Raw genomic sequence first — 13,479 nt, forward strand, 5'->3', positions numbered from 1 at the left:
AGCCGCCTGCATTTACATTAATCTAAACGAGGATAAGCATCGGCTATCTTATCGCCGGTAAAATGCGCCACCCAACCTTCCGGGTTATCAAATACCCGAATAGCGGTGAAATTCGGTGCCGATCCCATATCAAACCAGTGACGTGTATCCGCCGGAACGGAAATCAAATCGTTTTTTTCGCAGAGAATCTGAAAGATTTTCCCCTCTAAATGCAGACAAAACAGCCCCGCGCCTTCGACAAAGAAACGCACTTCGTCTTCGCCGTGAGTATGTTCGGATAAAAACTTCTGTCGCAGAGTTTCTCGCTGAGCGTTATCCGGACGCATACTGATCACATCCCAACTTTGATAGCCTTTTTCTGCCACCAGCCGGTCTATTTCATGTTGATACGCCGCAATTACTGCTTCCGGCGACGGATTTCCCCCCAACGCCCGATCCGCACGCCAACGCTCAAAACGCACGCCAATACTTGCCAACTGCTTCTGAATAGCCGTTGCATCAGTGCTTTGCCAGATAGGCTGTTCCGGCTGCTCATCGCTGAAAATAGTCAAGGCACTCATGATGCAAACTCCTCTAAAACGATCTGATAGAAACAGTTAACCTGCCGATGATGGCTTTCTGCATCCGGCAAATCGCGAATCAGCTGGCAAGTCTGCCAACCAGCCTGCTGAGCGGCGTCCAGCTCCTGACGAATATCGGATAAAAACAGGATATCGTGCGGTGCAACGGCTAAGTGCTCAGTAATATTCTGATAAGCGGAGACTTCGCGCTTCGCGCCAACGCGAGTATCAAAATACCCGCTGAATAACGGCTGTAAATCTCCCGCATCACTATAGCCAAACAGCAGTTGTTGCGCCTCAACTGAACCAGAGGAATAAACATATAGCTTTACCCCTTGATGCTGCCAATTAGCCAGCTGCGGAGCCACGTCCGGGTAAAGGTGACCGCGAAAATCTCCGTTTTGATAACCAGTACGCCAGATAATGCCTTGCAGAGCTTTTAGCGCGGTAGACTTACGATCCTCATCCATAAAACCGAATAGTACGCTAATAAGGGTTTCTATATCCGCATCCGGCTGACCAATTTCACGGCGTAAATCTGCCAGCAGAACGGTCACGTCTTCTTCGCTGGCGTGCTGACGCAAAAAATCCGCTAATCGGGCGCGAGCGTAAGGAAAAAGTACCTGATGCACAAAGCGAATATCGCTGGTCGTACCTTCAATATCAGTAACAATAGCCTGAATCATTTGACCTCCAGCAGGCGGCGTTGTAATTCGCACTGGAACAGGAATTCTAATCCTTCCAGATGACGGCGCGCTTCTGCCACTGAGTTTCCCCAGCAATAAAGCCCGTGACCTCGTACCAGAAAACCGTAGCGTAACGGTGCCAACGCTGCGCGGGCTGCCACTCGCTCAGCCAATGCGCTAATATCCTGATCGTTATCAAAAATAGGAATAACCACGGTATCCAAATGGGATTTCTGACCCGACAGGGACTTCTGCATTTCATAACCCTGTAAAACCAATCCATCACTTTTTTCCACGCGAGAAAGTACCGTGGCGTTCACCGAATGAGTGTGTAAAACCACGCTAACATCAGGATATAACCGATACAGCAAAGTATGCAGGCCGGTTTCCGCCGAAGGCGTACGCCCGCTGGGCACGTGATTGGTGGCAATATCTACGCTCAGGAAATCTTTCGCCGTGAGGCGACCTTTATCTTTGCCAGATTCACTGACCAACGCGTATTCACTGTCGGCACGCAGTGACATATTACCGCCAGTCGCCGGACACCAGCCTTTGCCGCCAATCCAGTGGCAGGCCGCAAGTAACGCCTCAAGTTGTGTCTGTTTTGCCATTTCCCTACCTCTGCAATTGTTATTTTCGCCGTGCAACAGGGGAATATTCCACGCTGCCCCCCTATGAGCTGACATTAACACAAAAAATCATTTAGCCGTTTAAACATCTAAGCGTCTTGATTGCCAAATCTTAACATCGTGTTATATTGACAGCAACATCAGCGCCAGGAGTTTCAGCCCAGAATGAGCACTTTATCATTGATTCCAGACAGTAAATTGCCTGCCCAAGGCACCACCATCTTTACGCAAATGAGTGCGCTGGCGCACCAGCATCAGGCAATCAATCTGTCTCAGGGATTCCCTGATTTTGCTGGCCCGGAATATCTAAAGCAGCGTCTGGCTTATCATGTTAATCAGGGAGCGAATCAATATGCTCCAATGACTGGCGTTGCAGCGCTGCGAGAAGCAATTGCAGATAAAACCGCCGCCGTTTACGGCTGGCGTCCTCATGCTGATAGTGAAGTGACGGTGACCACCGGTGCCAGCGAAGCGCTGTTTGCTGCTATTACCGCTCTGGTGCGCACCGGCGATGAAGTTATTTGCTTTGATCCCAGCTACGACAGCTATGCGCCAGCCATTAAACTGGCGGGTGGCGAAGTCAAACGCATCGCCCTGCAGCCTCCGGCGTTCAATACTCACTGGGCTGAATTCTCCGATTTGCTGACCGAACGCACGCGGTTGGTGATCGTTAACACTCCGCACAATCCGTCAGCAACCCTATGGCGCGCGGCTGATTTTGAGCAATTATGGCAAGCCATAGCCGATCGCAATATTTACGTCATTAGCGATGAAGTATATGAACATATTTGTTTCGCCGCTGAAGGCCACGCTAGCGTGCTGGCTCACCCTCAATTGCGTCAGCGGGCCGTTGCCGTATCTTCATTCGGTAAAACCTTTCACATGACCGGTTGGAAAGTCGGTTATTGCATAGCGCCCGCCGCCATCAGCGCGGAAGTGCGTAAGATCCACCAATACCTGACCTTTTCCGTTTGTACGCCAATTCAATTGGCCCTGGCCGATATGCTGAACGCCGAGCCTGAGCACTGGCAGCAACTGCCCGATTTCTACCGCGCTCGTCGGGATCGCTTCGTACAGGCGCTGGCCGCCAGCCGCCTCAAAATATTACCCAGTGAAGGAACCTACTTCCTACTGGTCGATTACAGCGCCGTTTCCGATTTGAACGACGTAGATTTTTGCCTGTGGCTGACGGAAAAAATCGGCGTTGCGGCTATTCCGTTGTCAGTATTCTGTGAGGCTCCTTTTCCTCATCAATTGATTCGGCTGTGCTTCGCTAAGCAGGAAGCCACGCTGGACGCCGCAGCGGAGCGCCTATGTCAACTTTAAAACTGACTCTACTACAACAACCGTTAGTCTGGCTGGATGCCGAAGCGAATTTACGCCATTTTGCGAAGCTGCTCGAAGATATCCACCAGCGAGATGTCATTATTCTGCCGGAGATGTTTGTCAGCGGCTTCGCCATGAACGCCGCCGAGTTCGCGCTACCGGAGGCGGAAATCCTCGATTGGCTCCGCCATTGGGCAGGGAAAACCAATGCATTACTCGGTGGAAGCGTAGCGCTGCAAACGCCAGAAGGCGCGGTGAACCGCTTTCTGCTGGTTAAACCCAGTGGCGAAATACATTTTTATGATAAGCGCCATCTGTTCCGCATTGCCGGTGAGCACCATCATTATCAGGCTGGAAAACGACGTAAAGTGGTGGAGTGGCGTGGCTGGCGTATTTTGCCGCAGATCTGCTACGACCTGCGCTTCCCCGTCTGGTCGCGTAACCAGCAAGACTATGATTTAGCAATTTATGTTGCCAACTGGCCAGCAGCGCGAGCCAAACATTGGCAAAAGCTATTGCCTGCCAGAGCCATTGAAAATCAGGTATTTGTCGCAGGATGTAATCGGGTAGGTGAAGATGATAACGGCCATAGTTATCAGGGAGATAGCGTGATTATCGATCCGCAGGGCGAGATTCTGAGCAGCGCGCCTTTGCATGAAAGAGCCAGACTGGACGCCACACTCTCTCTGGCAGCGCTAAGCGACTATCGCGAGCGTTTTCCTGCCTGGCGCGATGCCGATGATTTTCTACTGCACCACTGATATTGAGTCGAAATAGCTACCGAAAAATAGCGATGTTAAAGCGCGTCTCTCACGGCGCGTTTTTTATTAGCTTCATCGTTGGAATAGACAGAAAACAGTGGTTGGGATGACGAAAACGACAAAGCCCTGAGTTATTGCTAACTCAGGGCTTCTGAATATTGGCGGTGCGGACGGGACTCGAACCCGCGACCCCCGGCGTGACAGGCCGGTATTCTAACCGACTGAACTACCGCACCGCGCTGTTGTTCCGGTTAAGAACGGGTTGAATATTACGGTTACCCCGCTATTTCGTCAACACTTTTTCCTGAAAAATAAACCGGTTGCACAGATTTTCACCCAAACGATGAATTATCCCGCATTGACTGCCGTTTCATCTTCAGCAGAAGCCCGCCACAGGCAGCTTCCACCTTTCTTCTGAACCAAATCCAAACGCTGGTTATGAGCTTCCAATTCTTCATCACTGGCGTAAATAATTTTCAGCCCGCTGGCCGGACGGACGATACGTTGAATATCATCGGTAGAATCTGATTGATTCTGATCCCCTTCCATTGAGAAAGACAGCGAGGTTTGCCCGCCGGTCATCGCCAGATAGACTTCAGCCAAAATCTCGGCATCGAGCAATGCGCCGTGCAGCGTTCGCTTAGTATTGTCTATCAGATAACGGTCACATAACGCATCGAGATTGTTCCTCTTACCGGGGAACAGACGGCGCGCCAATAAAAGACTATCGGTTATGGTACAGAAGGTATCCGTATTCGGAATTCCCTGCTGTAGCATTCGAAATTCATAGTCCATAAAGCCGATATCGAACGCCGCGTTATGAATAACCAGCTCGGCTCCGCGAATAAACTCGAGGAATTCCGGGGCAATATCGGCAAAAGTTGGCTTATCTGCGAGAAACTCATCGCTAATACCGTGGACACCGTAAGCTTCTGGATCAACCAGACGATCCGGTTTGACATAGACGTGGAAATTCCGTCCAGTTAACCGGCGGTTGATCACTTCAACAGCACCGATCTCAATAATACGATGGCCTTCATAGTGAACGCCCAGCTTATTCATACCGGTGGTTTCAGTATCGAGAACTATCTGTCTGGTAGGTGTTGGGATCATATTGCAGTGCTCATAGCGCTCGTTTATGTCAGACTTAAGGTTTAAAACTCATTAGGAAGAGTCTACCAGAGATGACCAAACAGGTAGAAATTTTCACCGACGGATCTTGCCTAGGCAATCCGGGTCCCGGTGGTTATGGCGCGATTTTGCGTTACAAACAGCACGAAAAAACTTTCAGTGAAGGCTATCGTCTCACTACCAATAACCGTATGGAATTGATGGCAGCCATCGTTGCTCTAGAAGCATTGACATCACCCTGTGAAGTCACGCTCAGTACCGACAGTCAATATGTGCGTCAGGGCATTACTCAGTGGATTCATAACTGGAAAAAACGCGGCTGGAAAACGGCCGACCGCAAGCCGGTCCGCAATGTGGATTTGTGGAAACGGTTGGACGCGGCAATTTCGGATCATAAAGTGCAGTGGGAGTGGGTTAAAGGCCACGCAGGGCACCCGGAAAACGAACGTTGCGACGTATTGGCGCGCGATGCAGCCAACGCTCCCACTCAGGAAGATACCGGCTATAATCCGGACTAATTCCGAGTCTTAAGGGCGATTACGGTAACTTTTCGTTGCGCCCACGGTTCGGCTTAACCAGGGTTTTCGCGATCCCATTTTCATTGGGTTGAACGTCAGTGGAATCGTGCGTTTTCTGGCCACAATCAGACTGATGCAACCTAATGCATGTAGATGGGTGCTGATAAAGCGCCCGCCTTGTTTATGCCACGGCAGTACGTGGAAACTGGATTCATGCATCACTTCATAGTTCAGCAGGCTGAGCCAATCCAGTAAACGCATTTGCGTAAACATTCTGCTCGCGTAAGGTTGGCGTCGACGTATCACCGGCAGTAATTTTCCAACCCCAAGTAAACTCAACGGATTGAAAGTGCTGATTACCAGCCAACCATCGTTGATCAACACGCGATCCGCCTCGCGTAAAATTCGATGAGGATCGGTTGAATAAGCCAGCGTATGAGATAACAGACAGGCGTCCACCGATTTTTCAGCAAAAGGAAGCTGGTAAGGACTGGCCAGTACCTGCATATTGCTGCCCTTATCCCCAACGTTAACCTGATGGGAAACAGCGCAGCTTTCACTGGCAATCTCCGCACTGAGTTGCCCAATTTTAAGCAGATGAAAACCGAAAATCTTTGGCCACCAGGGCTGTAGCTGTTGCTCAATAGCGGCCCGATAATACTCTCCCCAAGGTAGCTCGGCCCAGGAAGCTGGGGCAGGAATCTTTTGGCGTGTTTGCGCTGGTTTCATGTTTTATTATCTTCTATCAAGCTGTTGCCAACGAGAGGTATCCGATGAATCTTATCAGCATTCCTGCATTTCAAGACAATTACATTTGGCTATTGGTTAACCCGCTGCAGCGCTGCCTGATCGTCGATCCGGGAGAAGCCGCGCCGGTACTGAGCGAACTAAAAGAAAAAGGCTGGATTCCCGAAGGAATTCTGTTGACTCACCACCATCACGATCACGTCGGCGGAGTGACCGAAATACTCCAGAACTTCCCCAATATTCCGGTTTATGGCCCGCAGGAAACGGCACATAAAGGGGCTACGAATATCGTAAAAGACGGCGATAGCCTGTCTTTGTGTGGACAAATTTTCAGCGTAATTGCCGTTCCCGGACACACTCTCGGCCATATCGCATACTACAGCGCACCTTATCTTTTTTGCGGTGATACGTTATTTTCCGGCGGCTGCGGAAGGCTGTTTGAAGGTTCGCCCCAACAAATGTACGCATCAATTCAACGACTCGCACAGTTGGCCGATGAAACCTTAATTTGCAGCGCGCATGAATATACTCTTTCGAATCTTAACTTTGCCCGTGCAGTTTTACCACAAGATCGAGATATTGAAACATATCAACAACAAATCAAGCAATTAAGAGCAAAAAACCACTCAAGCTTACCCTCAAAATTGCAATTAGAGCGTAAAATTAATGTTTTTTTACGCTGTGATGACATTGATTTACAAAGGAATTTAGGTATAGACCTCCCACCTAATGACCTCTCCCTGATTTTTGCTGAATTACGTGCCCGTAAAGATAGCTTCTGAAGCTTTTAGTTGTGTTATTTGTCGAAGCAAAGTATGATTGCTCGTCTTTTAAGCAACTAACATTGACACACACATGAAGACCAAAGCGATATTTCTCGCCTCAGTCTTGCTTGTAGGGTGCCAAGCGTCCAGGCAGGACGTGCAGGTTCCCGTGCAGCATGCACAGAGTTTGTCTTCGGCAGGTCAAGAAAGTGAAGCAGGAAAGTACACGGATAGTGCCCGAGAGGGCTCCGCGCGATGGCTGGAAAGTGATACCGGCGTCGCGCAGAACGATCTGTGGAACTTCATTAGCGACGAGCTGAAGATGAAGGTTCAGGATAATGCCCTGATCCGTGAACAAAAACGAAAGTATTTAAAAAATAAGAGCTATCTCCACGATGTAACATTACGGGCAGAGCCGTACATGTACCTGATAGTCGAGCAAATTAAGCAACGTAAGATGCCGATGGAGCTGGTACTGCTACCCATAGTGGAGAGCGCTTTTGACCCACACGCTACTTCCTCCGCCAACGCCGCAGGGCTATGGCAGATAGTACCGAGTACCGGTCGAAATTATGGATTAAAGCAAAACCAATGGTATGACGGCCGCCGCGATGTGGTTGCCTCGACCAAGGCAGCGCTTGATATGATGGAACGCCTGAACAAAATGTTTAACGGTGACTGGTTATTAACCATCGCCGCTTATAACAGTGGTGAAGGCCGAGTCATGCAGGCAGTGAAAGCCAATAAAGCCAAGGGTAAACCGACCAATTTCTGGGCATTGTCGCTTCCGCGTGAAACGTCAATTTATGTCCCTAAAATGCTGGCCTTGAGTGACATTATCAAGAACAGCAAGAAATACGGTATCAAGTTACCTGAAACCAACGAAAACCGTGCATTAGCGCGTGTGGACGTCGGTCAGCAGATAGAGCTAACTCAGGCGGCTGAGATGGCAGGAATGTCGCTGACCAAGCTGAAAGCTTATAATTCAGGGTATAAGCGCAATGTAACGGCACCTAACGGCCCTCATTACATTATGTTGCCGAAAACCCATGCAGAGCAGTTTAAAGACTCACTGGCTGACACTGATATTGTTGTGTCCAAATCCACTCAAGTGGCTAATAACACAAAAACATCAGCATCAGGTTCGCAGTATAAAGTTCGCCCTGGCGACACTTTATCTACGATAGCCAAGCGACTGAATATCAAGACCAGCGATTTGCAGAGTTGGAACAACTTACGTACCTCGAGTACCTTAAAAGTTGGGCAAACCCTGCAATTGGCAAGCAATACGGCCAGCAAAAGCATCACCTATCAGGTTCGTAAAGGTGATTCATTTGCCAGTATTGCCAAGCGTCACGGTGTAAACACCAACGATGTGATGCGATGGAATTCGGTAGTCAGCAAGGCCAACAGTTTGCAACCTGGTTTAAAATTGACCCTATATGTCAACGGTCAAAAAGCGCCAGATGCGTAATGCATTAAGGTTATAACGGCTAAAAAGCACCCTTCGGGGTGCTTTTTTTATGTCTGCAATTTGTCATTAATGAAGGTTGACGCGAGCGAATTAAGGTTTGAATTCAACCAGTAAGGGATTGTGATCGGAGGCTCTGGTCACCATCACTTCGGCATCAGCAACTTTTAATTCGCGGTAAAAAACATAGTCCAACGGCCGGCCAAAAGCTCGGCTACGATTATCGGCCTGAAACTCGACTTCCTGTAAACCCAGGCTTCTGGCGAATTTCAGTAATGCTCTAATTCGCTGACGGCTCCAGGCATTAAAATCGCCAGCCAGAATCACCGGGCCACGATGCATTGAGATTTGTTCACCAATGGGTTCCAACTGCTTGCTGTAAACGTCTACGCCCAAGCTAAAATTCACAGCATGAATATTGGCCACCATCAGCAATCGGCCATCATGAATGGGATAAACTGTTACCAATGCTGATTTAGCCAAGCGTAGCAGGGGTTCACGCTCTCGCAGCGGGCAGCAGTAGACTGGGTGAGCGGCAGCAAGCGTCATTACGCCAGAGGGATGCTGAGGCAGCGCAAAGGCAGGCACCTGATCGGCTGCCTGAAAATTAGACGTCGCAAATCTCACCAGTTCAGGGGTGGTTTGTGCTTCTTGCAACAGCATCAGTTGAGCATCTCTGCCAAAACCTCTCAGCACAGAGAGCCAATCTGGCCGCTGCTGCTTAAAGATATTCCATACCATAATCCGCAGACGCTCAGAAGTCGGTAACGGAACGCCCGGAGGTAGTCCCTGCCCTAGCTGACTGGCAGAGCCCGGAAAGATTTGCTCGACTGGTTGCCCTGCAACATAGCGCATGGCATAGGTTTTTTTCGGCACGCTCTTGCCCATTCCCGTTAAAAACAAACTGGCCAGATGGACCAGCCTGTAATTGAGTATTATACGCTCAGATATTCTTCAGCCAGACATTTCTTTTGCTGGCTATCAACACGTCCAATTGAGGAATACTGTCTGATAGCGCGAACGGACTCAAGTCCGAATAGGCAACGAGGATGATTTACATCATAAAAGAACACGCTTTTCGCGGGCTTAGAGCACGTATAAATTATTTGAATAACATGGTTTGGCCAATCGTTTCAGCTTCCCATGAGTTCTATCCGTGTTGATGATAAATCAGCTGGCTATCGCTGGGCGAAAATGCCGTTTATCCAACCGGCCGCTAACCCTAATCAGCGCCAACGCTCCAATCACTATCACACCGCCAACCCAGGGGGTTTGAGCTAATTCCCATTGGGAAACGATCTGTCCACCGATAAGCGATCCCAAGGCGATCCCCACGTTAAAAGCGGCGATATTCAACCCTGAAGCAATATCCACCGCATGTGGCGTATATTCCTCGGCTTTCTGTACCACATATACCTGCAAGCCAGGCACGTTGCCAAATGCAAAGATTCCCATAGCCATTAAAGTAATTAGAGCGGCAATGTTGTGGCTCGCCGTAAACTGAAAAATAAACAGTAGCGCAGCCAACGCAGTGAAAATAAAGCTCAGTGCCGGTACCGCACCGTACCGATCCGCTAATTTACCGCCCCAAATATTCCCAATCGCGACTGAAACTCCGTATGCCAGCAAGATCCAGCTCACCGCTGGCGCAGAGAAACCGGCCAATTCCTGCATCATCGGTGCCAGGAAAGTGAACATAGTGAAAACGCCGCCGTACCCCAGCGCAGTAATGGCATAAATCAGTAATAAACGCGGATGAGTTAATACCTGCAACTGCTGCTTTAAACCGGCACTGGCTTTATTGGGAATATTACTGGGAATCAAAATAACGCTGGCAACGATCGCCACTGCACCAATCAATGAGACAGCTAAAAAGGTTTCACGCCAGCCAAAATGCTGCCCGATAAAGGTACCTAGAGGCACGCCAGTGACTAAGGCTACCGTCAACCCACCAAACATAATTGCAATTGCCGATGCGGCTTTCTCTTTCGGCACCAGACCGGTTGCGATGGTAGAACCGATTGAGAAGAACACGCCGTGAGCCAGCCCGGTCAGCAGCCGAGCCACTATCAACGATTCATAACCCGGAGCCTGCCATGCCAGCACATTGCCCAGAGTAAATAGTATCATCAGACCAATCAGCAAGGTTTTCCGAGGAATACGCCCTGTTAATGCGGTCAATACTGGTGCGCCAATTGCTACGCCCAGCGCGTAAATAGAAACCAGTAAACCAGCTGATGGTACCGAAACATTTAGCTGTTCAGCAATCGTGGGCACTAGCCCAACAATCACAAACTCGGTGGTACCAATAGCAAAAGCGCTAATGGTCAATGCTAGTAAGGCTAAAGGCATCGTTGACTCCAGATAAAATAAGTATCGACTTGATAAGCCGCATTATGAGCTTCTCTCTGGATGACAAAAATGATAAAAATTTCAAAATATTTTTGCTGGATTAGCAATAATGAAAGCTAACTCTGATGAGCTAATTACCTTTGTAACCGTGGTTGAATGCGGCAGTTTCAGCCGAGCTGCCGAGCAGCTTGAACAAGCTAACTCCGTGGTCAGCAGAACCGTTAAGAAGCTAGAAACCAAACTGGGCGTAACATTGCTGAATCGTACTACACGACAAATCAGCCTAACGCAGGAAGGCGAGCATTACTTTAGACGCACGCAGGCGATTTTGCGTGAAATGGCATTGGCGGAAAATGAACTGCTCGATAATCCGCTGAATCCAAGAGGACTATTGCGCATTGATGCCTCTACTCCGGTAATCTTGCATATGCTGGCACCGCTAGTGGCTAGTTTCAGAGTGCGCTATCCGTTAATGGCACTCTCATTAGTTTCCTCGGAGACATTTATCAATCTGATAGAACGTAAAGTCGATATCGCCATTCGCGTAGGCACATTGCAGGATTCAACTCTGCGCGCCAGAAAGCTGATGAATAGTTACCGCCATATTGTGGCTTCTCCTGCTTATCTACAGCGCTACGGCACTCCACGCACTGCGGCTGAACTACAGCAACATGTTTGTCTGGGATTTAACGATCTCCCTGCGCTCAACCGCTGGCCGCTATTAGCTCATGATGGCCAGTTACTGGAGATTAACTCGGATGTAAGTTCAAATAATGGGGAAACCCAGCGGCGGCTTTGTCTTGAGGGGAATGGTGTTGCCTGTTTGTCTGACTTTATGATTCAAAAAGATATTGATCGGGGAGACTTAGTTCCGATATTAAAGGATCTGACGATTCCAGTCGTCATGCCAATCAATGCGGTTTATTACAGCGATCAGGCTGTCAGTAGCCGGTTGCGCTGTTTTATTGACTTCGTCACCGAGCGATTAGCGGAAAATAGCAATGAAGCAACAACCTGACGGCAAATATGCCGTCAGATATAACAGGCTGGCATTAATCCCAATCCGGAGCCAAACCTTCAGGGCTAACCAGACGCTCATTACGATCCAAGGCAGCCATTTGTGCCATGTTTTCGTCGGTCAATTTTAATTCCTGAGCCAATAGATTACTGGCTAAATTAGCTTCTTTGGTTGAGGACGGAATAACCGAATAACCTAACTGCATCGCCCAGGCCAGAATAACCTGCGCCGGCGTAGCATTACGCAGTTTAGCCATTTGCTGAATCACTGGCTCTTGCAGAGCTTTACCGTAAGCCAGTGTCATATATGAAGTAATCGCTATACCGTGCTGGCGAGCAAACTTCACCACTTTGGTGTTCTGTAATAATGGAGATAGTTCGATTTGATTAGTAGCGATAGCTTCGGCTCCAACGGCATCAATCGCTTGCTGCATCAGATCGATAGTAAAGTTTGAAACGCCGATCTGGCGAGTCAGACCTAATTCTTTAGCCTTCAATAACTCAGCCATAAACTCAGCGACTGGAACTTCATTCTTTGGTGATGGCCAGTGGATCAGCGTGAGATCGACATAATCCGTTTTCAGTTTTTGTAAGCTTTCACGCAGAGTGGGAATCAGTTTTTCCGTAGACAGATTGGCGATCCAAATTTTGGTGGTAATAAACAACTCTTCACGCTTAACGCCACTCTCAGCAATGGCTTGCCCAACAGCGGCTTCATTTTCATAGATTTGTGCCGTATCAATTGCGCGATAGCCCAGTTTCAACGCGGTGGAAACTGAATCGATAACAACCTGATCTTGCAGGCGAAAAGTACCCAATCCAAATGCAGGGATGCTCATTTTACTTCCTCATATTTTGTCTGATCGTCATATCTATCATTAGTCATTGTTTGCCTTTCACTGCGGCGACCGATAATCCCGCTGCCGTTGAAAGATGAACTGATTATGGCCTGAGTTTTATCAACAAAAAATGTAGTATTCAGCATAATACTTTTGATAAAAAATCAAATATAGGAAAGTAATTATTGAATCTGATAGTAGCAAGCCGTACATAAAACGTTCTTAAGGCGGCTCAAAACTCTTTATCACCAAAGGCCACACCTATCAAAAGTGATATAATTCTCAGTTATCCCTTTTAAATGACCCATCGCAGTAAAAATAAACATGACTTTCGGAGCACTTAAGCGACTTATTTACGCATGTATAGTCGTTAGCCAAAAGATTCAAAGCAGAGAAAACAACCGAGCTACGGCAAGCAACTGTAAGAGGTTTATGACTAAGTGATTGGCTATAAGGTGTTGAGAATCCATTAAATGAAATCAAAAAGATAAGAATATAGGGATAGGGATAGGGATAGGGATAGGGATAGGGATAGGGATAGGGATAGGGATAGAGATAGAGATAGAGATAGAGATAGTATTGATGATTAGTATTTACCCGCTCTGCTTATCTGAGCGAAAAATTCTAAAGATTAAAATGCAAAAAACCCTGAATCAAAGATTCAGGGTTATGCAATAA

Annotated in this window: 14 protein-coding genes and 1 tRNA gene; 6 read left to right on the forward strand and 9 right to left on the reverse strand. The window is 48.3% G+C overall.

Annotation, left to right across the window (positions count from 1 at the left end):
- Nucleotides 1-17: 17 nt before the first annotated feature.
- The 3 genes from ACQ4OC_RS10825 to ACQ4OC_RS10835 are packed head-to-tail and all read right to left on the reverse strand — an operon-like array spanning nucleotide 18 to nucleotide 1,857.
- A complete protein-coding gene (locus tag ACQ4OC_RS10825; RefSeq protein ID WP_064514196.1) occupies nucleotides 18-560 on the reverse strand; it encodes a 1,2-dihydroxy-3-keto-5-methylthiopentene dioxygenase in 543 nt (180 codons plus the stop codon).
- Entirely contained in the window at nucleotides 557-1,246 is a 690-nt protein-coding gene (gene mtnC, locus ACQ4OC_RS10830) for an acireductone synthase (RefSeq protein WP_120806668.1), read from the reverse strand. The genes ACQ4OC_RS10825 and mtnC overlap by 4 nt, the downstream gene beginning before the upstream one ends.
- Entirely contained in the window at nucleotides 1,243-1,857 is a 615-nt protein-coding gene (locus ACQ4OC_RS10835) for a methylthioribulose 1-phosphate dehydratase (protein ID WP_120806667.1), read from the reverse strand. Before ACQ4OC_RS10835 ends, mtnC begins: the two co-directional genes overlap by 4 nt.
- Before the next feature lie 183 nt (nucleotides 1,858-2,040).
- On the opposite strand from ACQ4OC_RS10835, the gene ACQ4OC_RS10840 reads away from it, so the two are divergent.
- Together ACQ4OC_RS10840 and ACQ4OC_RS10845 are read left to right on the forward strand one after the other, a co-directional pair.
- Nucleotides 2,041-3,201, forward strand: coding sequence for a pyridoxal phosphate-dependent aminotransferase (locus ACQ4OC_RS10840; RefSeq protein ID WP_064514202.1), 1,161 nt, complete (start codon nucleotides 2,041-2,043; stop codon nucleotides 3,199-3,201).
- On the forward strand, nucleotides 3,189-3,962 hold the full coding sequence (locus ACQ4OC_RS10845; RefSeq protein WP_064514204.1) for an amidohydrolase: 774 nt from the start codon (nucleotides 3,189-3,191) through the stop codon (nucleotides 3,960-3,962). Before ACQ4OC_RS10840 ends, ACQ4OC_RS10845 begins: the two co-directional genes overlap by 13 nt.
- Before the next feature lie 159 nt (nucleotides 3,963-4,121).
- Here the strand turns inward: ACQ4OC_RS10845 and ACQ4OC_RS10850 are convergent.
- Nucleotides 4,122-4,198 (reverse strand) — tRNA-Asp (locus ACQ4OC_RS10850).
- A 112-nt stretch (nucleotides 4,199-4,310) separates the two neighbouring features.
- A complete protein-coding gene (gene dnaQ, locus ACQ4OC_RS10855) occupies nucleotides 4,311-5,075 on the reverse strand; it encodes a DNA polymerase III subunit epsilon (protein ID WP_064514207.1) in 765 nt (254 codons plus the stop codon).
- 71 nt (nucleotides 5,076-5,146) lie between these two features.
- Here dnaQ and rnhA point away from each other — a divergent pair, with 71 nt between their 5' ends.
- On the forward strand, nucleotides 5,147-5,611 hold the full coding sequence (gene rnhA / locus ACQ4OC_RS10860) for a ribonuclease HI (RefSeq protein ID WP_049598416.1): 465 nt from the start codon (nucleotides 5,147-5,149) through the stop codon (nucleotides 5,609-5,611).
- 9 nt (nucleotides 5,612-5,620) lie between these two features.
- Here the strand turns inward: rnhA and ACQ4OC_RS10865 are convergent, their stop codons facing one another.
- A complete protein-coding gene (locus ACQ4OC_RS10865) occupies nucleotides 5,621-6,340 on the reverse strand; it encodes a class I SAM-dependent methyltransferase (protein ID WP_064514209.1) in 720 nt (239 codons plus the stop codon).
- A 44-nt stretch (nucleotides 6,341-6,384) separates the two neighbouring features.
- On the opposite strand from ACQ4OC_RS10865, the gene gloB reads away from it, so the two are divergent.
- A complete protein-coding gene (gene gloB, locus ACQ4OC_RS10870) occupies nucleotides 6,385-7,140 on the forward strand; it encodes a hydroxyacylglutathione hydrolase (RefSeq protein WP_064518306.1) in 756 nt (251 codons plus the stop codon).
- A 73-nt stretch (nucleotides 7,141-7,213) separates the two neighbouring features.
- Entirely contained in the window at nucleotides 7,214-8,596 is a 1,383-nt protein-coding gene (gene mltD / locus ACQ4OC_RS10875; protein ID WP_064514212.1) for a murein transglycosylase D, read from the forward strand.
- A gap of 90 nt (nucleotides 8,597-8,686) precedes the next feature.
- Here the strand turns inward: mltD and ACQ4OC_RS10880 are convergent, their stop codons facing one another.
- Both ACQ4OC_RS10880 and ACQ4OC_RS10885 read right to left on the reverse strand, forming a co-directional pair.
- Nucleotides 8,687-9,481 carry an endonuclease/exonuclease/phosphatase family protein gene (locus tag ACQ4OC_RS10880; RefSeq protein WP_430971161.1) on the reverse strand — a complete coding sequence of 265 codons (795 nt, stop codon included), beginning with the start codon at nucleotides 9,479-9,481 and terminating at the stop codon, nucleotides 8,687-8,689.
- A 282-nt stretch (nucleotides 9,482-9,763) separates the two neighbouring features.
- Entirely contained in the window at nucleotides 9,764-10,945 is a 1,182-nt protein-coding gene (locus ACQ4OC_RS10885) for an MFS transporter (protein WP_430971162.1), read from the reverse strand.
- 109 nt (nucleotides 10,946-11,054) lie between these two features.
- Between ACQ4OC_RS10885 and yafC the strand changes: the two genes are divergently transcribed.
- A complete protein-coding gene (yafC, locus tag ACQ4OC_RS10890) occupies nucleotides 11,055-11,963 on the forward strand; it encodes a DNA-binding transcriptional regulator YafC (protein ID WP_064514216.1) in 909 nt (302 codons plus the stop codon).
- 34 nt (nucleotides 11,964-11,997) lie between these two features.
- Here the strand turns inward: yafC and dkgB are convergent, their stop codons facing one another.
- Nucleotides 11,998-12,801, reverse strand: a complete 804-nt coding sequence (gene dkgB / locus ACQ4OC_RS10895; RefSeq protein ID WP_430971163.1) for a 2,5-didehydrogluconate reductase DkgB — start codon at nucleotides 12,799-12,801, stop codon at nucleotides 11,998-12,000.
- Between the last annotated feature and the right edge of the window lie 678 nt (nucleotides 12,802-13,479).

It is taken from the genome of Yersinia sp. J1, assembly GCF_050586585.1.
Taxonomy (GTDB): domain Bacteria; phylum Pseudomonadota; class Gammaproteobacteria; order Enterobacterales; family Enterobacteriaceae; genus Yersinia; species Yersinia entomophaga.